Here is a 23,253-nt window from a genome sequence, read left to right on the forward strand (position 1 = left end):
CATTGTTCGGGGCGGCCAGGCGGACCGCGTCTCACCGGTTCTCCATCACCTTGCGGTGTTGGCCGGTGTCCGTGTCGCTCTGACTCGACAAAAGTTACGCCAAGAAGAACTCCTGCGCAAATCGCCTGGTCAGTGCGCTGCGCCAGTTAACAACAGACGCTGCATCCCGCGCGCGCACACCTTACGGTGGATTCATGCTGCTTACGCCGCGCTACGGAACCGGCTCACTGTCCGATGTGCTCCCCTCGGTTCTGTCGTATCTGGGCGTCCCGTCCGAGACAGACCGACTCGGTTTGAACCTGGACGGTGTCCGACGACTCTGTGTACTGATGATCGACGGTTTGGGGAGCGAGCAGTTGGCCGCACATCCGGACGAAGCACCGTTCTTGTTTGCGCGCTCGACAGCACCGATCACTGCGGGTTTTCCAAGCACTACGGCGACCAGCCTCAGTTCACTCGGTACCGGGCTACCTCCGGGAGAGCATGGAATTGTGGGGTATTCGGTTGCAATCCCCGGCCACAAGACGTTGATGAACAGTCTTCGTTGGAGACTTCATGGAAGTAGCGATGCCGCGGATCTGCCCTTCGACCTGGTCCCCGAACGATTTCAGCCCACGCCGACGGCATTCGAACGTGCCAGGGAATTCGGAGTCGCGGTCGTTCACATCGGGCCGTCTATGCAAAACGGCTCGGGCTTGACCCGCGGATCTCTCCGCGGCGCGCAGTTTCGTACGTCGGTGTCGCTGGCCGACCTCGCCGCTGAGACTTCTCGGGCGCTCGAACCTGCCGGACCGACCCTTGTCTACGCCTACCACGGCGATCTCGACCTGGTCGGACACGTCCGAGGTCCGAAGTCCCTCGCCTGGCGCCTGCATCTGAAACACGTCGACCTCGTCGTCGAGTCCATCGCGGCACGACTTCCCGACGATGGGGCTCTCGTCGTCGTCGCGGATCACGGAATGGTGCAACTGGAGCGGCGGTTCGACTACGACGCTATCCCCGAGATGCGTCGCGGAGTCCGGCTACTCGGCGGCGAGCCGCGGATGCGTTACATCTACACCCGAGAAGGGAGCACCGACGATGTCGAGTCGGCCTGGCGTGAATCGTTGAACGACCACTTCGTTGTTGTCGTCAAGGACGACGCGATCGCACGAGGATGGTTCGGTCCGACGGTCACCGCCGACGCATATGCCCGGATCGGCGACATCCTGGCGCTCGCCGATGACTCCTCCGCCGTAATCAGAAGCCAGGCCGAGGCGAACGCATCGCGACTCGAGGGACATCACGGATCGCTCACCTCGGCGGAGCTACTGGTTCCCGCCGTGGTCATTCGACCGGATCGCTGACAAGTAGTTCTTGTCGGTGCCTCGCGCTAGCTTCTTCTCGATCGCATGTTCGAATCAGTAGTGGAACGGGGAAGCAATGGCGATGTTCGAGGGATCGAGCCTGGACGACGTTACCGACCGTGCTTGGACGGCGTTCGCCGTCGAATTGGCGGATCGTATTGCGTCCGTCGAGACGGGCACCGAAGTCCCCGTCACGCCCGGGCCGAGTGGAGAAAGCACGTCAAAGGCCGCGATGATCGTCCGCAAGACCACTCGTGGCACGGTGCTGTGCGAATCGGTCGGAACGAGTTCGCCTCCCCCGCCATGGAAGCAAGCGGGAGACGTGCACACGCTCGAAGACGAGGAAGCGTGGGTCGACAGGTTCGTCTCGACGATCGTGACCCACATTCGAACGATGTGGAACGTGCCGCATCCTTCGTTCCTGGCGCAGAACGCAGGCGGCGATATCGCAACTCACAGCGATGTGCAGGCCGATGTCAGGATCGATGTTGTACCGCACACCGAGGCTGAACTGGCGAACTCCGTCGACTCGGCCGTGCGTTCGATACCCGGTGCCGACGTTCGCACGTCCGGCGACGGCAGCTATTGCGTCACGATTGGCACGATCGCCGCGTACGTCTACGTTGCCAGCAGCGAGGAAGTCAGAGTCCACGTCCCTGTTGTCGAGCGGATAGCCGGTCGAACGCGGGCCGCCGAAGTGGTATCCGATCTCAACCGTCGACACCCACGCTTGAAGTTCCTGCTGGTAGAGGACCGCGTTCACACCGCGTCGAGCATCGATGCGCATCCCTTCGTCGCGCAACATGCGGTCAATGCCGTACTTCGAGTAATCGCGTTCGCGGCCAGCGTCGACGACTCCTTCGCAGGCAATCTCGGCGGCGTCGTCGCAGCCATTCACTCCAGCGAAGTCGACTCCGAAGAGCATGACCCTGTTCACGAACAGGGCGGTGACGATGACGTGCCGGCGCCGCTGATGACGTTGTTGGAGATCGACGCACAGTCCGGAGGCGCAGTAGCAGCCGACGACGTCGTTGCAGTGTGCGGGGCGGATCGCGCGAAGATCGCGTGCTACGAATCGTTCTGTTCGGAGCAAGCACTCTCGTGGCGCGAGTTCGCACGTGATGCGATTGGGCGCGGCGAGTCCGAAACTGCAGCCGAATACGAAGCAGAGGCAGTGCCGTGGGATCGAATAGTCGGCGCACTGCAAAGCGCATTGCGCACTGTCGGATACTTCGACAACGCTTGATACGGCAACGCCGTTTGGGCAGCACGCGATCCGAATGACCGCGCGCTGCCCTGTCTCAGGCCAGCACAGCCGGTCAGACTATTGCAACAGCGTCGATCTCCACGAGCATCTCTTCGCGCGGAAGACCTGTGAACACGGTTGTGCGGCTGGGCAATACGTCACCATGGGTGTGCTTGTTCACGAACTCGCCGTAAGCATCGTTCATGACAGCAAAGTCTTCTCGTTTGGTGAGGTACACGCGCAGCATCACGACATCGTCGAACGATGCACCACTTGCTTCGATGATCGCGCGGACGTTCTCCAGCGTCCGGGTGGTTTGCGCCGCGACGTCACCTGGAAACAGATACTCGTTGGTCGCCGGGTCTACAGGACCTTGCCCGGATACCTGCACGAACGGGCCCTTGCGCACACCCTGCGAGAACGTGTGGGCGGGCGCTGGGGCCCCTTCGGTTCGAACTGCGATTTTTTCGCTCATGATCTTCCTTTCTACGAAACTCATAAAACCGGTTTCCATCCGAGATCGGCCGAAATCGCGTCGGCAACGGCCAAGATCTCCGGGAGCGTCCCGAGAACCTGTGCATGGTCGAGGAGCATGTCCGGAACCGACATCGACACAGCGGCAACGGTCTCCCCAGTACCGTTTCGTACCGGGACGCCGACACAGTTCACGAACGTCTCGTGCTCCTCGTGGTCCTCGGCGAATCCCTGTTCGGCGACGAGCTCCAACTCGGCCAGATATCTTTCGGGCGTATCGATCGTGCGATCCGTGAATCGCACATACTCGATGCGCGACGCGATCTCGACCTGCTCGGCGCGAGGTCTTCCCGATACCAGCACCTTGCCCACAGCCGTGCAGTGAAGGGGTGCCGGTCTACCGACCCGCGAATACATCCGAACACTTTGCTTCGCATCGAACTTGTCGATGTACACCGCTTCCCCGGACTCGAATGTAGCGAGGTGAATTGTCTGACCGGTGGAAATGTTGAGCGCAGCCAGATGTCGCCTGGCTACCGTCCTGATGTCTCGCTGCTCGAGCGCACGGTTTGCCAACTCGAAAAACCGCGAACCGAGCACGTACCTGTGGTCGGCGTCGTGCTGAACGAACCTGTCGGCCTCCATGGTCCGCAGCAGACGCAGCACGGTCGTCTTGTGCACATCGAGTGCGCCTGCGAGTTGGTCGAGTGACCGCGTTTCCTCACCGAGCAGACCGAGGATTGTAAGAGCACGAGACAGGCTTTGACTCACCCCGACACCAGATCCGTGAACACGGCAGAACTCCATCGAGCGTCGGAAAGACTCAACGCCGCAGCAAGATCCGAGGTGGTTGGAACAGTCGCAACATCACCGTGAGCAGTCAAGGCGCCCGCCGCACAGAGATGCCCGAGCCGCACACGCTCCACCGCCGATACCTTCGTCAACAACCCCGCGAGGAATCCTCCCGCGAAAGCGTCACCGGCGCCGATCTTCTCGACGACGTCGAGCGTCAGGGCCGGGACGTCGACGCGTGAGGAACCGTCGAATGCGGTCACGACGTGGGCGTCGTTCTTGACGATCAAGTGCCGTGGCTCGGGAAATTCGGCTCGTAACGCTGCGGGGTCACAGATACCGAACACGAGCTCGGCCTCGTCCGCCCCCATCAAGACGATGTCGCTAGCGCGAACGTGGTCGGCAAGAATCGTCGGAGCTCGATCGATCCTGCTCCCCCACAGTGCAGGACGGAAGTTCAGATCGAAGCTCACGGAGGATGGGGATGCGAGGAGCGCACGGGTCATCGATTCAGCGGACTCCGACAGAGCAACCGTGATGCCCGAGAAATGTACGACCTCCGCAGCGTCGATCAACTCGGCGGACAGATCTTCGACCGACAATGCACTGGCCGCGGAACCTGTTCTGAAATAGGTCATCCGGCTCTCGCCCGACCCGAGATCGCCCCCGATGCCCGTTCCGGATCCGCGTTCTTTGACGTACATGCCGGTGGGCCGGCTCGCGTCGACTGCGACACCCGAGACGTCAACACCGGATTCGTCCAGCTGACGCACAAGATATCGCCCGAACCCGTCGTCACCTACCCGGGAAATCCACGAAGTCGACACACCGAGCTGCACCAGCACACGGGCAACGTTCGATTCGGCACCGCCCGCCGTTCGCGAGAACGTCGCGGAGTCTTCCAGGGCGCCGGGCTCGGCCACGAGAACCACGAGACCTTCTCCCACGCATACCGCGCGAGGCGATGAGTACAAGAGATCTCCTTCGAATGCTTGCGGCCGTGACCCTGTTGCATGCACACTACAAACCATAAACATTCTACGCAACCAGCGTTGCAAAATACGCAACGCACACGCTGCATGAGCTCGGAGGTCACCACCTTGATCGACTCGGACGCCGTCTGCGCACTACGAGCACTCGCGATCGGACCCGAACACAAATCGCTGCCGCCGCGGGCATGGGGACTATCGGTCGAGGACTTCGTCGCCGAAAATCCCTCCGTGAGCCTGTTCCAAACGCCTTTGCTGACGCTGGACAACCGCCGTATCGACCACAATATCGGCGTCATGGCCGCGTGGGCGGCGGAGGCCGGCGTCGAGCTCGCACCCCATGGCAAGACCACGATGGCGCCGGCTCTGTGGAAACGTCAGCTCGATTCCGGTTCGTGGGCAATAACGTTGGCGACGATCTGGCAAGTGCAGCTGGCGCGCACCTTCGGTGTCGAGCGAATCATGTTGGCGAATGCTCTCGTCGACCCCGTCGGATTGCGCTGGCTTGCAGCAGAACTCGACGAGCATCCCCAGTTCGATTTCTACTGTTGGGCAGACGGACTCGACACCGTTGCGGCAATGAATGCAACTCTGAGCGAGATCGGGGCGGCGAGAAAGGTGAACGTCGTCGTCGAGCTGGGTGGCGATCACGGCCGAACGGGAGCACGCACGGTCGCGCAGGCCCGCGCGGTTGCCGACGCAATTGCCGCTTCGCCTCATCTCGCACTTGCCGGGGTCGGCGGATACGAGGGCGCGCTCAGCCACGACCGGTCCGAGGCAGGTTTGACCGCCGTGGCGAACTATCTGGATACCGTCGCGACCCTTCACGCCGAACTCGACGCTGCTGGTCTCTACGGTGATCACGCTGTCGTAACCGCAGGTGGGAGCGCCTATCAGGACCTCGTCGTCCGGCACTTGGCCCATCTCGCCGACCAGAACGGTACGCGTGGCGTCGCAACATCGGTCGTCGTGCGCTCCGGTGCGTACATCATCCACGACGACGGCTTCTACTCTCAGATATCACCGATGATTCCGAGTCGATCGGACCGCCCGCTCGAAGCTGCGATGCACGGCTGGGCCCGCGTTGTGTCCCGGCCGGAACCGGGGCTCGCACTCCTCGATGCAGGCAAACGTGACCTCCCGTACGACGAGGGCCTGCCGAAGCCACAATCCGTCGAGGGTGAGATCACCGCCCTCAACGACCAGCACGCTTTCCTTAGATTCGATCCCGACCCATCGAAGGCTCCGATAGGAAGCATTGTTCGCCTTGGCCTTTCGCACCCGTGCACTGCATTCGACAAATGGCGCCTCGTTCCCATCGTCGACGACGCCGATTCCGACGATCCTCGTGTGGTGGATCTCGTCCACACCTTCTTCTAGGAGCGAGAAAATGAAGCTACTTGTTCGCGGCGCCGACGTCGTCGACGGCACAGGATCGTCGCGGATCCGACGTGATGTTCTCGTCGACGGCGGCCGCATCGCAGCCGTCACCGAACCGGGAGTTCTCGTCGGGGCCGACCGTGTGATCGACGCATCGCCCGGGCATGTTCTGTGCCCCGGTTTCATCGATATGCACGCACACTCGGATCTCCGACTACTCACCGATCCCGGGCATTTCCCGAAGATCAGTCAAGGCGTCACAACCGAGGTGATCGGCCAGGACGGCATTGCGTACGCCCCCATCGACGACGCGACACTCGACGTAGTTCGGCGTCAGATCGCCGGGTGGAACGGCAACCCGTCCGATCTCGACTTTTCGTGGCGCTCCGTCGCCGAGTACTTGGCGCGTCTGGATCAGGGCATCACGCCCAACGCGGCCTACCTGGTTCCCCAGGGAACGCTCCGGTACCTGGCCGTCGGAGGAGATCAACGGCCCGCGACACCTCGCGAAATCTCCCGTATGCAAGAGCTTCTCGCCGAAGGTCTCAGTGAGGGCGCAGTCGGAATGTCGAGCGGTTTGACGTACACGCCGGGGATGTACGCCGACACAAGCGAACTGCGCGCACTATGCGAGGTAGTCGCCGACTTCGGTGGCTTCTACGCTCCACACACCCGCTCGTACGGCGCAGGAGCGCTGGAGGCATATCAAGAGATGCTCGACCTGGCTCGTGATACCGGCTGTGCACTGCATCTGACGCACGCGACGATGAACTTCGGCGTGAACCGTGGCCGCGCAGCGGAATTCCTCGACGAGGTCGACTCCGCCATCGCAGACGGGTGCGATGTCACGCTCGATACCTACCCGTACCTACCCGGCGCAACGACACTTTCGGCGTTGTTGCCGAGTTGGGCAATGTCGGGCGGACCCGATCAAGCTCTCGCCAGAATGGACTCTCCCGAGATGCGTACTCGAATCACCGAGGACGTGAACGTGAACGGGTCCGATGGATGCCACGGCGTCACGGTCGAGTGGGAGACCATTCAGATCAGCGGTGTCGCACACTCCGACCTGGACTCCTACGTAGGAAAGACGATGATCGAAATCGCAGCCGAACGCGGTGAATCCCCCGTCGACTCGTTCTTCGACATCCTGCGGCGCGATCAACTGGCGACGACGATTCTGCAGCACGTCGGGCACGAGGAGAACGTCCGCGCCATCATGGCTCACCCGCATCACATGGGTGGTAGCGACGCCATCCTCGTCGGCGAACGGCCACACCCTCGTGCGTGGGGCACATTCCCGCGCTATCTCGGGCACTACGTGCGCGAGGAGAAACTTCTCGGTTTGGAGGACTGCATCAATCATCTGACAGGGCGGCCTGCGCAGCGTCTGGGACTGACGGACAGAGGCACCATCGCCGAAGGAAATGCCGCTGATCTGGTTCTGTTCGACCCCGACACCGTCAAAGACAAAGCCACATTCGAGAATCCGAAGCAACAGGCCCTCGGCATCAGCCATGTAATGGTCAACGGCTCCCTTGCCATCGACGAGGGCGCACCTACCGGCAATCTTGCCGGCCACTCACTGCGTGCTGCCCGATGAGCGCCCTAGAGACGATTCTCGACGATCGCGCGCTCGCTGTCGTTCGGGCACCGTCGATCTCCGATCCCGTTGCGCTGGCCGACGCCTTGGCCCGCGGCGGCATCAGGGCCGTCGAACTGACCTTCACGACGCCAGGGGTGCTCGAACTCCTGCGCGCCGCCGCCGACGCCGGAGCCGTGATCGGCGCAGGAACGGTGTTGACCGCCGAGCAGGCACGCGCCGCGATCGACTCCGGTGCGCAGTTCCTCGTCACGCCGGGGCTTCGGCGTCACGTTGCGGAGATCGCCGCCGATCGCGGGATTCCCGTCATGATGGGCGCTCTGACACCCACCGAGGTTCTGGACGCTATGGACCTCGGGGCAGCAGCCGTGAAGATCTTCCCGGCACGGGCACTCGGTCCAGCCCACTTCAAGGATCTACTGGGGCCGCTTCCGGACGCCAAACTGGTCCCCTCGGGCGGCGTCAACGCATCGAATGCCCCCGATTTCCTCGCTCACGGCGCGGTTGCCGTGACGGCAGGCACCGACGTCGTCTCACCGGCGGCTGTCGAAGCAGGCGACTGGGAAGGTATCGCCTCACGCGCAAGAGCATTCATCGAATCACTGGGCCCCGTTTCCCAGTCATCTCCGGGCTCCGCGCCCACATCGAAAGGTAACCAATGAGCACCGCTGTCGACTGGCTCAGGACATCGACCCCTGGCCTTCTCGTTCTGTGTGGCCTCGCCATCGCAGTACTTCTCGTCGTCATCATCAAGGTCAAACTCGAGCCGTTCGTCGCGCTTCTGATCGTCGGGCTCGGCCTGGCACTGGCTGCAGGTCTGCCGGTGTCCGAGATCGTCGGGACCGCGATCAAGAGCAACGAGTCTCTCCTCGAGACCGGATTCGGCGGGATTCTCGGCCACATCGCCGTGATCATCGGACTCGGCACCGTGCTCGGCGCCATCCTGGAACGATCAGGCGGCGCACAAGCGTTGACATCGAAGCTGCTCGGAGTGTTCGGCGACCGCGGGGCTCCGATTGCGATGGGACTGCTCGGCTTGATCTTCGGCATACCGGTCTTCTTCGACATCGGCATTTTCGTGCTCGCGCCGCTGGTCTACGTCGCCGCGCGGCAAGGCGGAAAGTCCCTCGTGCTGTACGCACTACCGATGCTCGCGGGCCTGTCCATGACACACGCATTCCTGCCGCCGCATCCCGGACCGGTTGCGCTCGGCGGACTCCTCGAAGTCAATCTCGGATGGCTGATCCTGATGGGATTCGTGTGCGGAATACCAGGATTCATCGCAGCAGGCTTGGCGTGGGGCAGTTGGATCGGCAAGCGCGTCATCGTGGAAGTACCGGAGGACTTCATCAACGAAGCCGACGACGACGTCGAGCCGACCGGCGGCACCGCCGTCACGACCAAGCGTCCGGTCGTCACCACTCCCCCGTCGGTCGGGCTCATCGGTGCAATCATTGCGGTCCCGCTGGTCCTCATCCTCGGCGCAACCTTTGGAAGCATCCTCCTCGATCCAGGCAACCTGCTCGAGGTGTTGACCTTCCTCGGCACGCCCGCCGTCGCGCTACTCATCGCCGTTCTGATCGCGTTCTATGTGCTCGGGATCAGGCGTGGATCGACCGTTCAGCAGCTGAGCACGCTGACCGGTGAATCGCTGCGTCCGGTCGGCATGTTGCTGTTGGTCGTCGGTGCAGGCGCGTTCTTCGGAAAGGTCATCTCTGCCACCGGAATCGGAACCGCGCTCGCCGACGCCATGGCCGCAGCCGGACTACCGATCATCGTGCTCGCCTACGTCATCAGCTGTGCGCTGCGCATCGCCCAAGGTTCGGCGACGGTAGCAATCGTGACAACAGGCGGAATCGTCGGGCCGCTCGTTGCGGCACAGGACTACTCACCGATGGCAACGGCACTGGTCGCAATGTCGATCGCCGCTGGTTCGATCATCCTGAGCCACGTCAACGACGGTGGGTTCTGGATCATCGCAAAGTTCTTCAACATGACCGTCAAGCAAACGCTGCAGACGTGGACGGTGCTCGAGACGATCTTGTCGGTGGTCAGTTTCGCCGTGGCGGCGGTGCTGTTCGCGATCGTCGCCTAGCCATCCCATGTGAACGCAAATACATAGCAGCCTAAGTATTTTCGTTCACATGGGGCCGAGCTGGTCACCGACGAAATGAGTATTGTCCGCGGACAACTCACGGTGACCGGCCCGCGCGACGAGATCGTCGATTCGGCCATCCAAGCTGTGCGCCTTCTGCATTACGTCCATGGTCTTCAGATCACCCTCCGCGCGGGTGACGAGATCCGCCACGCGAACCAGCGCGGCGACGCGATCGATCAACTGTGCCCACACCGTGTCCAGAGCAGCCCGCCGACTGCCGACCTGCGCGCGGGTGGCGTCGTCGAACATCATTGCGGCGATTCCGTCGAGCTCGTCGTCGATGTCGCGCAACGAATTCACGTCGACCGCGACCTGGGTGAGCTCCTCGACGAGGTCCAGCTGCGTACGTTGAACCACGAAATGTTCAGACCGCCATGCAGGCGAGGACTGCACCTGATCGAACGCCGATCCCGCGAGGAAGAGCATTGTCTCGTAGCGGTCCGAGAACGCGTCGTGCTGCTGGTCCGCGAACTCCGCCATCACGACCGCGGCGCGATCGCCGAGCTCCTCGAAACGAGTGTTTTTCGAGACCTCGGCGACGCGAACGGCTGCGGAATCCAGGAGAGACAGACCCGCCCGTTCCACCACCGTTCCCGATTCCCGCTTCGGAACCGGAGTGTGGGTCAGGGCATCGAAAAGCGCGTCACGCTCGTCGAGATCGAGATGTAGACCTTCGCGCCGGTCCTTCCGCACTGCCCGAACGCCACTAGCGTAGTGACGAGGGGACATGACCACAGAGGTCCGTAGGTGATCGAGTCGCTTGGCCAGCTCGGCAGCACGAAGTCGATACACGAGCGCGGACCCTGGCTTGTTCTTCGTCTCTTTCGCGAGCCACCTGCGACGCTCGTCCTCGAGAACGCGAATGGCGCTGAACCCGCCGATCGACGGCATGGTCTTACCCGCGCGACGCCTCGCCGCTAGTACAGTCCTGACCGGCTCGTCGAGCCGGCCGGCGGCGATGGCGAGAGCCGCGGCATCGGACAAGAGGGGACGTCGCCCATCGAGACGTGTTTGTTCACACCAACGGCGCACACGTTCTTCGACGCGTTCGCGGTCGGAACCGATCTCGAGGTGTTCTGGCATCTCCACGCTCCTTGGCTGTGTTCCGAACTCCACTGTTCCAGAACTTGCGACGTCGCGGCGGAGACAGGTCACGCCGCGATTCGGCCGATCGCCGTCAAAAGGTTAGCCACGGCCAGTACCTGTTGCACTCGGCTCCGAATACTCGATATGGAAAGCAACGCAGCGGTCGACCAGGCAGGTTGTCACTCGCCTGGTCGCCGTTCGCGATGGCTCGATGATTCACTTCGGATTCCGAACCACGATTGTTGGCAGCATCACAGCACCAAATGGTTGGCGCAGGCCACATCACTGGGCATGTTGGTAAGGGCTACGAAACATCGTTGACACATATGGCGACCGTGTAACAGTTCTGAGAGGCGAAACGACTCACTCCTCAGGACGCGAACAAAAGGAGACGATGTGACTTTGCAGATTGATTCACTCGCTATCACCGCCGACGAAGCACGCACGCACGACACGCAGATCGACCAGCTCGATGAGCAGGTTGCCGCCTTGGACGCCGATATCCTCGGCGCCATCGAACTTCGCACCGAGCTGGTGCGCAAGCTTGCTGCCGCCACGAGCGACGCAGCTATCACGGCTGAGACATCAGCGTACGAAGACCTCGGTTCCGACGGCTCGGCATTCTCGCGAATGCTCGCTCGCATTGCCTCGGTAGCCCGCTAGGTCGTTACGTCCCCCTCCTTCGTTTGCAACGAGGCCCCGATCGGTTCAACCGGTCGGGGCCTCGTCGTTTTCGAAGAAGCTCTCAGAGAGCGCGCGTCGCACCGCCGTCGACGGTGACCGTCGAACCCGTGATGTAGGACGCTGCGGGTGAGGCCAGGAATGCGACGGTACGTCCCAGTTCCTCCGGTTCGCCGATTCTCCCCAGAGGAATGCGAGCGAGCGCGTCGTCCGACAACTGTCCTCCCCTGGCCGTGTCGAAACGCCCAGGAAGCACGCTGACCACACGGATACCGCGTGGCCCCACCTCGTCGGCAATGTCTTTTCCGACCATGGCCAGACCGGGACGCAGACCGTTCGAGATACCTAGACCTGTCAGTGGAGATTTCACCGACGTCGACAGGACGAGCACAATTGCACCTCCCTCGGTCATCGCGGCGGACGCTGCTCGAGCGAGTCGGACCGCTCCGAGGAAGACCGACGTGAACGCGCTCTCCCAGTCCTCGTCGGAGGCGCCCAATGCAGTGCTCGGCGGCGGTCCGCCGACGCTGACGACAAGACCGTCGAGCTTCCCCCAGTGCGCCAGAGCCGACTCCACCAGCAGTTCGGCGCTGGCGGGATGGCCGTTGTCGGCGACCATGCCGTGGACAGCGTTTGGACGATGTGCACCGAGATCGGTGACGGCGTCGTCGACCTTGGTCTGCGACCGAGACGACACGGTCACCTTCGCGCCTTCACGAAGCAGTTCTCGTGCACTGGCGAGACCAAGCCCCTCGGTTCCTCCTGTGACCACGAACGCTTTGCCCGACAGACCCAAATCCATGAACTCTCCTCTTCGACGAAAAACCTAGAACACAGCTCTTCGCTCGTTCCCGCTGCCCCATCTTGCTACAGGGCGCAGATCAAAATCGAATGCCGCGGGAACCGTTCCGACGAATCAGCGATGAGTTTGCGATTCGTTCGGTGTCCATACCTGTGAGACCCACACCGAGGTCGCCCACAGCCACCGATGCCAAATGGAGAGCCCCTATGTCCCGAATGCTGTTCGCCAACATGCCCGTCGAGAACGTCGATGCCACCCGCACATTCTTCGCAGGGCTCGGATTCGAGTTCAACGACATGTTCAGCGACGAGAACTGCGTGTCGATGATCATCAGTGACCACGCCACGGTGATGTTCCTGTCGGAGAGCCGCTTCAAGGACTTCATTTCCGACAGCATCACCGACACCACTCAGTCCCGCGAAGTACTGATGTGCATCAGCGCCGACAGCCGCGACGAAGTCGACTCGCTCGTCGACTCGGCGATCGCAGCAGGCGGATCTAGCTGGATGGAACCCCAGGATCACGGGTTCATGTACGGCCGCGCCTTTCGCGACCTCGACAATCACGTGTGGGAAGTGATGTGGATGGATCCGAGCGCCGTATCGCCGGAGTAGGGCTGACTCCCGGGCGGCGGCGGCCGCCCGGGTTTTGCCGACCTCCAAACCCGCGATAGCCGAATCCGTGGCCGCTACAACCGTTCGGGAAGTCCGAACCGTTCGAACAACCGAAGATCGAAGAAGCACGCCACGTGTGCTACGCCGCCGGCGGTGACGTCCACCACGTGCAGCTGGAACGCCTCGTGTACGCCTGCCTCGTTGCGCATGTACAGGCCATAGGCGGGCTGCCCATTGGCCGATGTCGCGACCATTCGCATGTCGCCTGCCTTCTGCGCAGGGCAGTTGCCGCGGATGAGGTTTCCGATGTTCTCCCCGCCCTGGTACCACCCGACGAAAGGCGGCATCTCCCACACCGCGTCGTCGGTGAACAGCTGCACGAGCTGGTCGATGTCGTAGCGTTCGAAACTGTCCACGTATTTCGCGAGCAATTCGCGCGTTTCCGCTGCCGCCGGCTCGACGACCGTGTCCTCGGTCGGCGTGATCTCGTCGAGCTGCGCTCGTGCGCGCTGAAGCAGACTGTTGACGGCGGTTGTCGTCGTCGCCAGCGCTTCGGCTACCTCGGAAGCCTTCCACTGCAGTACCTCGCGCATCAGCAGAGCGGCCCGCTGTCGCGGAGAGAGATGCTGCAGGGCAGCCACGAAGGCCAGGCGAATCGATTCCTTTTCGACGACGATGGCGGCGGGGTCATCGGAGTTGTCGAACTCGGAGTCGGCGATGGGCTCGAGCCAGCTGATCTCGTGCTGGGCAACCAATTCGTCGGTCGGATCCGAGCTGGGTGCGCCCAATCCCGTGGGCAACGGGCGCTTCGACTTACCGTCGAGCGCCGTCAGACACGTGTTGGTGGCGATACGGTAGAGCCACGTCCGCATCGAGGATCGGCCCTCGAACTTGCTGTATCCCCTCCACGCACGGATGTAGGTCTCCTGGACCAGGTCTTCGGCGTCGTGAATCGACCCCGTCATGCGGTAGCAGTGAGCGAGAAGCTCACGTCGGTATGGATCGAACTGCGCTACGAATGCGTCGCCCTCTGCGACCGTGGCCGTCATGAATCAAGAGACTAATCCCACAGTGCGACAGATGTGAGATTGTTCAGCGCAGTGGTGTCCAGGGTTCGGTTCACGAAGATCGTGAGTGCACTGCGCTAGCCTCGTCGGTGGACGAACGGACTTTCGATCGGAGGCTAGGTTCATGACTGCCCCGACCGCCATCGACGATCTCGTCGACGAGGCCTACTCGGTGCGTCGGCGCGCATGGCAGGCGGCCTTGGTCACTGCCCAGAACTTTCTCGAGACCATCGCCGACGAAATTCTCGACAACGTCGATCGCGACCGCCTGAACGCTCAGAGCGCCCGCATCAAGGATCCGGCGCGGGCTGCGGACAAGCTTCGTCGCAAGATCGCCGAAGGCCGCATTCCCGAGCCTTCGACCGTGTCCGATGTGGTGGACGCACTCGGCGACCTGATCGGGATCAAAGTCCTGTGCAAGAGCCCACGAGACCTGCACGCGTTCGTCGACGCCCTGGAACGGGCGTGCCGCGACCCGGAGTGTTCGGTACGGTTCGCGAAGGACCCGATGGACTACGTCGCGTATCCAAAACCTAGCGGGTATCGCGCTTATCACGCCGTGCTGCTGGTGCGAGTCGCAACGCATCAGGGCGATCTCGATGTCAAGGTCGAGGTTCAAGTCAAGACGCGACTTCAGGACGCATGGGGCGAGCTGACGCACGAGGACATGTACAAGCCGGGCGAGGCGTTGAAACCCACCGAGGCGCACAACGGCTATGCGCGCCGGATGGCCGACCTTCTGCTTCAGGTCGACCTGATGGCCGACGACCTGGCCGCCCAGCTCGATTCGCAGACAGCGGTGTCGAAAGATGCTGTAGCGCAGCCGAGCTTGGTACCCAAGGACTCCGCGATAATCTCGGCCCGGGTCACCCGTACCGGCCCGCGGTACGCATTGGCTGTCGGCCCGGACGGACGAAGAGGTCTGATCCCAGCGCGTTCGGTCAAGGCGGTCATAGGCGCGAAGGATCGCATCGCAGTCGACGACTACCTCGAAGTGGGCGACGTCGTGCAGGTAGTCGTCGAGGACGCGGAAGATGCTCTTTACTATCACCTCTCGTCGCAGCCGCCCTCGAAGAGGTCTCGAAAGCGACGCAGCTGATCGCTCAGGTCAGTTCCCGCCTAGAGGTCCTACGAGTCGGAACCCTGCCATCGAAGTAGCGCAGTAGAGACTCGTCGTGCGCGTCCGGGTACCAACCCGGAGCGATTCGGACCTTCGAGCGCCGTGCGGGCGCGCGCCGCTCGCTACTGATGAGCATCACCACGAGTCCGAAAACCACGGCAACCGATGCGAGTGCGAGCACCGCAATAACGACAATTTCGAACAGATTCATGCCACCCAAGTCCCGCCCCTGCCAAATCCCGACGATTCAAGCCTGTGTATTCGATCCCCCCGGACCGAGTGTTGCGTGTCGTTCGATACTGGCACATTTTTGTCGGTTACGAATACCGACCGGTTTCGAACCGGGCCTGCGCCGGGGCCGATCAGCCCCCCATCCAGCGCGTCTCGGCTTCATCGGGTAAGGCCGACGTGCAGCACCGAACCCAGCGAATTGACAAAGGCAAGGCTAATCTTAGTAGTCTGACACTTCCGGGTGCCGCTTCACCGAAGCAGCGACGCCCTGCCGTGACGGTATTCGCCGTCGATATTGCGTGCGACGGCCTCGATTGCCGCGCATGCCCGGACAGGGAAGAGGTCGAGACGTGCACTCTTCGGTCGGTTTGTACGACCCGTCGCTGGACTCCGACAGCTGCGGCGTCGGCTTCATCACGCGGAAGGACGGCGTCCAGTCGCACGACGTCTTGATCAAAGCCAGTGAGGCGCTGTGCTCGGTACCCCACCGCGGCGGGATGTCGGCCGAAGGCGTCGGAGACGGCGGGGGCGTCTCGCTCGATCTGTCGCTGAACTTCTTTCGCGGTATCACCGGTCGTCCAACACTCGAACTCGGCCGCTTCTGCGTCGGCAACTTCTTTCTGCCGGAGGACGAATCGCAGCACGGCCACGCTGTCCAATTGATTCATCGCGCAATGATCGATCGTGGATTCACTCCCCTTGTGGTCCGCGACGTTCCCGTCGACAACACGGCGATTCGGCCAGCGGCAGTGAAATTCCAACGGACCATTCGTCAGTGGATCTGGGAAGTACCGCGGCCACGTCCGGAGCCTGCCGCAGTGGACCGCCTGATCCACGAAGCGCTCTTGCACATCGAATCGATCGCCTACACCACCCCGGCGCTCGCGGGCCTGTATCCGCTGTCGATGAGTGCACGCACACAGGTGCTCAAGGGACGCTTGAACTCCGACGAAGTCGTGCCGTACTTCCGCGACCTGCTCGATCCCGATCACTGCGTCCACACGATCTTCTTTCACACGCGGTTCTCCACCAACACCGATCCGCACCCGACCATGGCTCAGCCGTTCCGATTCATGGCACACAACGGGGAACTGAACACCGACAAGAAGAATCGACTGGCCGAGGCTGCGGTCGCAAGCGCCAAGCGCCGCGCCATCGTCCGGCCGCCCGGCCAATCGGACAGTTGTCGACTCGATCAGACGGTGCAGGCACGCGTAATCGAGGACAACGTCGATCTGGTCACCGCCGTCGTCTCGATGATGCCTCCGGCGTGGGAGAACGATTACACACTCTCACCGCAGGTACGCGCGATGTTCGAGTACTTCTCGCTGTACGAGGAGAAGAACGACGGTCCTGCTGCCCTGGTGTTCGGCGACGGCACCGTCATCGGCGCACGGCTCGACCGACTCGGGCTGCGGCCCTTGCGCACTGTGGAAACCAACGACTACCTCTGCGCGTTCTCCGAGGCAGGCCAGGTTCGCTTCGCGCCCGAGACCATCACCCATCGCGGGCGCGTCGAGGCGGGTGGAATGATCTACTTCGATCATCGCGATCGACACACCTACACCACGCGCGAGGCATTCGAGAAGCTTGCCGCGGAACGCGATTACGCAGCGCTACTGAAGAATTCGCGCCTCGTACTCGATGACATCCCCGAGGCTCTCGAGGACGTGTCCGACACTTACTCCGGCGATCTGGATCTTCATCAGCGATACGTCGCCTACTCCCTCGATCAGGAGAGCTTCAAATTTCTGATGGACCCGATGTTGGCCAACGGAGTCGAGCGTGTCTCAGCGATGGGCTACGGCAACGCCATCAACGCGCTCACCGACCGTGAAGGCGGTCTTGCCAAGTACTTCTCGCAGCGCTTCGCGCAGGTTACCAACCCGCCGTTGGACAGCATTCGCGAGGGCGACGGTATGACACTGCGAGTCTCGCTCGGGTCGAAGCCGAACGTGGGTGGTCCGAGCTCCCGTCAAATCGTGATTCCGACGCCACTGCTCAGCCGAGAGGATCTTCGCCGTATCGGCGAGCAGTCCGAAACCCCGGTCGCGCGGTTCGCGATGGTGTACCGGGCGACCGACGGCGACAGGGCAGCGAACGAACGCGACTTGATCGACGCTGTCGGCAGCCTTGCGGACGACGTTGTTCGCTTCGCCCGGGGTGGCGGAATTGCCATCCTCAGCGACCGCGACATCACCCGCGAACTCGCCGCACTACCTGCCATTGCCGTGGTGTCGTACGTCAACCAGCGACTCATCGATGCAGGCGTTCGGCTGCGGGTGTCTCTTGTCGTCGAAAGCGGACAGATCTCGTCCTCGCACCACGTCGCCTTGGCACTCGGCTTCGGCGCCGCCGCGGTCCATCCGCTCACGGTGCAGTTGCGGGCCGAGGACAAATTCGGCACCGACCCCGATCTCGCGTTCGCCAAATTCGTCAAGGCAGCCGAGAAGTCGTTGATGAAAACCATGGGCCGTGTCGGACTCTGCACGGTCGAGAGTTACATCGGCGGTGAGTTCTTCGAGCCGAACTTTCTTGACACCTCTGATCCTGTTCTGGCCCAATGGTTCCCGAATATGGTCTCTCCTGTCGGCGGCGTCGACTTCGGCGCGATCGCAGCATCGGTCGCGGACTGGCACGCGAATGCGTGTGCTTCCGCAAGCGAAGCCGATCTGCCGAACCTCGGCTTGTTCAAGGAACGCGCAGACGGCGCGGGCCACTCGTTCGGGGCGACCTCAGTGCGTGGATTCGTGGACATGACGAAGGAGAAAATCAGTTTTGCCGCCGCGGGAGCCGAGACCGACATCGCCCACACCGACGCGCTTCGGCTTCTGACGATCACGAAACTGGCTGATTCCTTCGGGCTCGGTGCCGACGCCTACAACTCCACAAGTTTCTCCAGGCTCACCGACGCGCAGATCGACGCGTTCGACATCACGTCCGATTACCGCGCCTTCGTACGATCGATGAACGAGGAGCGATCCCGGCGGCCCGCGGCGCTGCGTGACGTGTTGACGCTTCCAGCGGACGTATCGCAGTGCACCTCGGCCGAGGATTTCGCCATCGAACTCGGCCGACTCGACATCGAGGGAAACACGAGCATTCGCGTTCGCGGTCTCCGCGTGCGAGCGCTGTCCGACGGTGATTTCGAGCTGTCACTCGGCGGCGACCCGGGCAGAGCCGACGCGTTGGCAGACGCACTCGCACTCCTGTTCGGCAGCGACGTCGAGTGCGAGAACCGCAGCGGCACCGTGTTCGTCACCGCGCGCGGCCGCGCACGGCACTTGCTCGCCAAGACCGACACTGCGCCCCACGCCCTGCCACTGGTCGAAGTTCAAAAGGCAAGCACGATCACCCCGCTGCTGGCGTCGGGCGCCATGAGCCATGGGGCCCTCAACGCGAACGCACACGAGGCAGTAGCGCACGGCACCAACATGGTCGGCGCCATGTCCAACAGCGGCGAAGGTGGAGAACACATCTCGCGCTACGGCACTGTCCGTGCCTCCCGCATCAAGCAGTTCGCGTCGGGACGGTTCGGCATCTGGGCCGGCTACCTCGCCGACCCGATGCTCGAGGAGATCGAGATCAAGATCGGTCAGGGAGCGAAACCGGGTGAGGGCGGCCAGCTTCCGGCACCGAAGGTGACCGTGGATATCGCAGCCGCCCGAAGCGGCACCCCCGGCGTCGAACTCGTCTCTCCCCCACCGCACCACGACACGTACTCGATCGAGGACCTGGCTCAGCTGATCCACGACTGCAAGGCGGCTCGTGTTCGGGTCGTCGTCAAGCTGGTGTCTTCCGAGGGCATCGGCACCATCGCGGTCGGCGTCGCCAAGGCCGGCGCCGACGTCATCAACGTCGCCGGAAACACCGGCGGCACCGGAGCAGCGTCGGTGACGAGCCTGAAGTACGCAGGCCGCGCCGCCGAAATCGGACTGTCCGAAGTCCACCAGGCACTGTGCGCCAACGGATTACGACAGAAGGTTGTACTCCGATGTTCGGGTGCACATCAGACCGGACGTGACGTGATCACCTCGGCGCTGCTCGGCGGAGACAGCTTCGAATTCGGGACGACGGCGCTGATGATGATGGGCTGCGTCATGGCGAAGAACTGCAACGTCAAGTGTCCGGCCGGGCTGACCACCAACCCCGAGGTCTTCGACGGCGATCCGCGTTCGATGGCGCAGTATCTGCTCAACATCGCCCACGAGGTCCGCGAACACCTCGCCGATCTCGGCCTACGTTCGCTGCGCGAGGCACGCGGCCGCACCGACTTGCTGCATCTCCTCGATCATCCGGCCACGGTCGGGGCCCTCGACGTGCACGCGATGCTGACGGTCGTACCGGAGACGGTCGTCGTCGATCCTGTTTATCTCGAACGGGAGTACGACATCGACGACATGCTGCTCGCGGAGGTACGGACCGCGTTGGTCGACGGCCGCGCCGAATCGGTTGTGCCTGGCGAGCGGACGCATCTGGGCAACCTGAACAAGAGCGTCGGTGGACAGTTGGGCATCGACATCGAACGGATGCTCAACTACGAACTACCCCGCGGCGTCACCGACGCGATGCCCTCGGTGTTCACCGACGACAGGGGCCGCCGGTACCTCGCGCCGAGTGCCGTCGACGTGCGGACCTACGGGGCGGCCGGGCTTTCGTTCGCGGCATTCTGCAACGACGGAATGGTCATGGACCACACCGGAACCTGCAACGACGGCGTCGGAAAGTCGATGAGCGGCGGAACAGTCGTCGTGCGCTCCCCTGGCGGCGGGTCACCCGAGGCCGGAGGCAACGTGCTGATCGGTAACTTCGCGTTGTTCGGAGCCACCGGCGGTCGCGCATTCGTCGAGGGTGAGTCGGGTGACCGGTTCGGCGTCAGAAATTCGGGCACCACCGCTGTCGTGGAGGGCGTGGGCGATTTCGCCTGCGAGTACATGACCGGCGGCGCTGTGCTCAACCTCGGTGGATTCGGCAAAGGTGTCTGCAACGGTATGAGCGGCGGGTTCTTCTACCAGTACGACCCCAACCGGCTACTTCCGCTTCGCGCCAGCGCCGACTCGGTGATTCTCGGTTCGATTACGGCGCACGACGACCAAGCCGAGATCCACAACCTGGCAGTGCGCATGCTGCTCGAATGGCACGCCGAAGCTACCGGTTCCGCCGCTGCAACCCGCCTGCTGCAGAACTGGGAGGTCGAGCAACACAGATTCGTCTACGCGATGCCGCGCGCTCTGCTGCTGTACCAGGACAGCGACGCGATCCTGGCAGCCAAGACGCGCAAGGAGCTGCTCGACGAGCTGGCGAGCTCTCTCGCGGTACAGCAGGTGCGTTCGTACAAACTCAGCCTTCGCGACCGAAGCCCCGTGCTCGGCGGATCCGTACCCGGATACGGCGAGACCGACACCGACGCCGTCTACGCGCTGCTCAACCACTACACCGTGCTGCACTACGCCCACGAGGTCGCACTGTTGCGGGTTCCTGGAGCGAGTACCCACGACGATCCCGCCGTGCACAAGGCAGCGCGCAACCTGGTGCTGACCGAGGACTTCGCACTGGTCCAGCGCCTGAGCAGCTATGCGAAGGACGTCCTGGCCGGTTACGAGGACGACCAGCTCGCCGCGCTGATCGGTACGAAGCGAGTCGCCGACTACAAGCACGCCCTTACTGCACGCAACGTTCGTTCCACCGACAGCCCGGCCACCTACGGCTGGATCATCTACCAGGACGCCAAGAACCGCGCAAAGCTCGGTTCGCTGCCGAGTTTCGACCAGTTGTTCGCTGCGCGATCCGTCCCCGACCTCGTGTCCTGACAAAGAGAAGCGACCACTGACGTGCTCATTCCTTACATTCCAGACGATGCGCCGTTCTCCGGCGACCAGCGTGCCTGGCTGTCCGGCTTCCTAGCCGGGCTTCACTCGCGGATGGCCATGCCGACCGCGCCCGGCGCGCAGGCCGACGCGTCGGCGATCTCGGCGTCGGTTCCTCTCCAGATCCTCTACGGCAGCCAGACCGGAAACGCCGAAAGCCTTGCGCAGGACGCCGCCGACCTGGCGAGGCAACACGGACTCGACCCGCACGTCTCCTCTCTCGACGCCGTCGACATGAACGCCTTGTCCGCTATGCGGCGACTGATCGTTGTGACCTCCACCTACGGCCAGGGCGAGATGCCGGACAATGCCCAACTGTTCTGGGATGCTGTTGCCGCCGACTCTGCGCCGAGACTCGAGGGCTTATACTTTGCGGTCATGGCGCTGGGCGACACCAGCTACGACGGATACTGCAAAGCGGGGAAAGACATCGACGCACGACTGGAAGCACTCGGGGCAACTCGCAGCGCAGATCGTCTGGACTGCGACGTCGAGTACGAGGACGCCGCAGCAGCGTGGTTGTCGTCCACGGTGCCTGCCATAGCCGCCGTCGATGGTGGTGGTGGTGGTGGTGGTGCGCCTGCCGCAGCTGCAACCAAACCCGCGAAGGCTGCATCCAAGCGTTCACCGTGGAACCGCAAGAACCCCTACCGCGCGACGGTTCTGGCCAACCGCGTTCTGTCCGGACCCGAGTCGTCGAAGGAAGTCCGCCACTTCGCCTTTGCTCTGGGAGACAGCGGTCTCGCCTACGAGGCGGGGGACGGCCTCGGCGTCAAGCCGGTCAACAATCCCGAACTGGTCGACGCCCTGATCGGCAGGCTGCGGGTGGTTCCGGACACGACTGTCACCGTCAAGGGCTCCGAGCAGCGACTCGACGAACTGCTGACGCACTCGTACGAAATCGGCGTGCCGTCGATGGACCTCATCGAAGCTGTTGCCGAACGAACGGGCGACGAGGAACTGGCGCATGTCCTCGCCACCGGCGACCGAGAAGCACTCGACGCATGGACATGGGGCAAGGACGTCCTCGACGTCCTTGCGCTGGACGAGACCCTTGCATTCGACCCGGCCGAGCTGTTGGAGCTGCTGAGGCCGCTTCAGCATCGGGTGTACTCGATCTCCTCCTCACCTCTCGCGCACGAGGGCACCGTTCACCTGACGGTCGCGAGCGTGCGGTACCGCTCAGCCGAGCGGGACCGAGGTGGCGTCTGCTCGACGTTCCTAGCGGACCGCGTCGCCGAGGGCGAATCCGCCGGAGTCTTCCTGTCTGCCAACAAGTCCTTCCGACTTCCCACGGACGACGACGCACCGGTCATCATGGTCGGGCCAGGCACCGGTATCGCGCCGTTCCGCGCGTTCCTGCACGAACGGCGTGCTCGCAATGCGTCGGGACGGAACTGGTTGTTCTTCGGCGACCAACATCGCGCGCACGACTACATCTACGAGGACGAGCTGAACAGCCTGTCTCGCGACGGGATCCTGACTCGTCTCGACCTCGCCTTCTCGCGGGACCACACCGAAAAGGTCTACGTCCAGCACCGGATGCGTGAGAGCGGCAGGGAGCTCTACGCCTGGCTCGAAGAGGGCGGGCACTTCTACGTGTGCGGCGACGCTACGCGAATGGCCAAAGACGTCGAATCCGCACTGCACGACGTCATCGTCGAGCACGGTGGTCGCACCGCGGACCAAGCCGAGGACTATCTCGCCGAACTCAAGCGCTCCAAGCGTTACCTGCGCGACGTCTACTGACGCCTCGGCAACTTTGTCGGACCCACCCGCTATCTTTCGATTCGTAGA

18 protein-coding genes are annotated in these 23,253 nt (G+C 62.9%); 11 read left to right on the forward strand and 7 right to left on the reverse strand.

Going from position 1 to position 23,253, the window contains the following annotated elements; all coding sequences use genetic code 11:
• The first annotated feature begins 194 nt into the window (after positions 1–194).
• The gene (locus tag D8W71_RS21495; RefSeq protein ID WP_121116391.1) at positions 195–1,346 is read left to right on the forward strand and encodes an alkaline phosphatase family protein; all 1,152 of its coding nucleotides are present in this window, start codon (positions 195–197) and stop codon (positions 1,344–1,346) included.
• Between the two features lie 76 nt (positions 1,347–1,422).
• Positions 1,423–2,592 carry a T3SS (YopN, CesT) and YbjN peptide-binding chaperone 1 gene (locus tag D8W71_RS21500; protein ID WP_121116393.1) on the forward strand — a complete coding sequence of 390 codons (1,170 nt, stop codon included), beginning with the start codon at positions 1,423–1,425 and terminating at the stop codon, positions 2,590–2,592.
• 73 nt (positions 2,593–2,665) lie between these two features.
• Here D8W71_RS21500 and D8W71_RS21505 read toward each other — a convergent pair whose 3' ends face one another.
• From D8W71_RS21505 to D8W71_RS21515, 3 genes are read right to left on the reverse strand one after another with little or no spacing between them, the layout of a single operon-like run.
• Positions 2,666–3,067: a RidA family protein gene (locus tag D8W71_RS21505; protein WP_121119725.1), complete on the reverse strand. Its 402-nt coding sequence runs from the start codon at positions 3,065–3,067 to the stop codon at positions 2,666–2,668.
• A 20-nt stretch (positions 3,068–3,087) separates the two neighbouring features.
• Entirely contained in the window at positions 3,088–3,837 is a 750-nt protein-coding gene (locus D8W71_RS21510) for an IclR family transcriptional regulator (protein WP_121116395.1), read from the reverse strand.
• The gene (locus tag D8W71_RS21515) at positions 3,834–4,832 is read right to left on the reverse strand and encodes a sugar kinase (RefSeq protein WP_236077548.1); all 999 of its coding nucleotides are present in this window, start codon (positions 4,830–4,832) and stop codon (positions 3,834–3,836) included. Before D8W71_RS21515 ends, D8W71_RS21510 begins: the two co-directional genes overlap by 4 nt.
• A gap of 105 nt (positions 4,833–4,937) precedes the next feature.
• Between D8W71_RS21515 and D8W71_RS21520 the strand changes: the two genes are divergently transcribed.
• From D8W71_RS21520 to D8W71_RS21535, 4 genes are read left to right on the forward strand one after another with little or no spacing between them, the layout of a single operon-like run.
• Positions 4,938–6,227 (forward strand): alanine racemase, encoded by a 1,290-nt coding sequence (locus D8W71_RS21520; RefSeq protein ID WP_121116399.1) that lies wholly within the window; start codon positions 4,938–4,940, stop codon positions 6,225–6,227.
• A gap of 10 nt (positions 6,228–6,237) precedes the next feature.
• Positions 6,238–7,830, forward strand: coding sequence for an N-acyl-D-amino-acid deacylase family protein (locus D8W71_RS21525; RefSeq protein ID WP_121116401.1), 1,593 nt, complete (start codon positions 6,238–6,240; stop codon positions 7,828–7,830).
• Positions 7,827–8,492, forward strand: a complete 666-nt coding sequence (locus D8W71_RS21530; protein ID WP_121116403.1) for a bifunctional 4-hydroxy-2-oxoglutarate aldolase/2-dehydro-3-deoxy-phosphogluconate aldolase — start codon at positions 7,827–7,829, stop codon at positions 8,490–8,492. Before D8W71_RS21525 ends, D8W71_RS21530 begins: the two co-directional genes overlap by 4 nt.
• Complete coding sequence (locus D8W71_RS21535; RefSeq protein ID WP_121116405.1) at positions 8,489–9,925, forward strand: GntP family permease; 1,437 nt, start codon at positions 8,489–8,491, stop codon at positions 9,923–9,925. The genes D8W71_RS21530 and D8W71_RS21535 overlap by 4 nt, the downstream gene beginning before the upstream one ends.
• 45 nt (positions 9,926–9,970) lie before the next feature.
• On the opposite strand, the gene D8W71_RS21540 is transcribed toward D8W71_RS21535, so the two are convergent.
• Positions 9,971–11,071: a hypothetical protein gene (locus D8W71_RS21540; protein ID WP_121119727.1), complete on the reverse strand. Its 1,101-nt coding sequence runs from the start codon at positions 11,069–11,071 to the stop codon at positions 9,971–9,973.
• 399 nt (positions 11,072–11,470) lie between these two features.
• Here D8W71_RS21540 and D8W71_RS21545 point away from each other — a divergent pair, with 399 nt between their 5' ends.
• Complete coding sequence (locus tag D8W71_RS21545; protein ID WP_121116407.1) at positions 11,471–11,737, forward strand: hypothetical protein; 267 nt, start codon at positions 11,471–11,473, stop codon at positions 11,735–11,737.
• A gap of 82 nt (positions 11,738–11,819) precedes the next feature.
• Here the strand turns inward: D8W71_RS21545 and D8W71_RS21550 are convergent, their stop codons facing one another.
• Positions 11,820–12,557 (reverse strand): SDR family oxidoreductase, encoded by a 738-nt coding sequence (locus D8W71_RS21550; RefSeq protein ID WP_121116409.1) that lies wholly within the window; start codon positions 12,555–12,557, stop codon positions 11,820–11,822.
• Between the two features lie 206 nt (positions 12,558–12,763).
• Between D8W71_RS21550 and D8W71_RS21555 the strand changes: the two genes are divergently transcribed.
• Positions 12,764–13,171, forward strand: coding sequence for a VOC family protein (locus tag D8W71_RS21555; protein WP_121116411.1), 408 nt, complete (start codon positions 12,764–12,766; stop codon positions 13,169–13,171).
• A 74-nt stretch (positions 13,172–13,245) separates the two neighbouring features.
• Here D8W71_RS21555 and D8W71_RS21560 read toward each other — a convergent pair whose 3' ends face one another.
• Entirely contained in the window at positions 13,246–14,220 is a 975-nt protein-coding gene (locus D8W71_RS21560; RefSeq protein ID WP_121116413.1) for a sigma-70 family RNA polymerase sigma factor, read from the reverse strand.
• A gap of 142 nt (positions 14,221–14,362) precedes the next feature.
• Here D8W71_RS21560 and D8W71_RS21565 point away from each other — a divergent pair, with 142 nt between their 5' ends.
• Positions 14,363–15,337: a GTP pyrophosphokinase gene (locus D8W71_RS21565; protein ID WP_121116415.1), complete on the forward strand. Its 975-nt coding sequence runs from the start codon at positions 14,363–14,365 to the stop codon at positions 15,335–15,337.
• A gap of 4 nt (positions 15,338–15,341) precedes the next feature.
• Here the strand turns inward: D8W71_RS21565 and D8W71_RS21570 are convergent, their stop codons facing one another.
• A complete protein-coding gene (locus tag D8W71_RS21570; RefSeq protein WP_121116417.1) occupies positions 15,342–15,569 on the reverse strand; it encodes a DUF2510 domain-containing protein in 228 nt (75 codons plus the stop codon).
• A gap of 343 nt (positions 15,570–15,912) precedes the next feature.
• Here D8W71_RS21570 and D8W71_RS21575 point away from each other — a divergent pair, with 343 nt between their 5' ends.
• Positions 15,913–21,399, forward strand: coding sequence for a glutamate synthase-related protein (locus tag D8W71_RS21575; protein ID WP_442971986.1), 5,487 nt, complete (start codon positions 15,913–15,915; stop codon positions 21,397–21,399).
• 21 nt (positions 21,400–21,420) lie between these two features.
• Positions 21,421–23,205 carry a sulfite reductase subunit alpha gene (locus D8W71_RS21580; protein ID WP_121116419.1) on the forward strand — a complete coding sequence of 595 codons (1,785 nt, stop codon included), beginning with the start codon at positions 21,421–21,423 and terminating at the stop codon, positions 23,203–23,205.
• Positions 23,206–23,253: the final 48 nt, after the last annotated feature.

It is taken from the genome of Rhodococcus sp. P1Y, from assembly GCF_003641205.1.
In the GTDB taxonomy this organism is placed as follows: domain Bacteria; phylum Actinomycetota; class Actinomycetes; order Mycobacteriales; family Mycobacteriaceae; genus Rhodococcoides.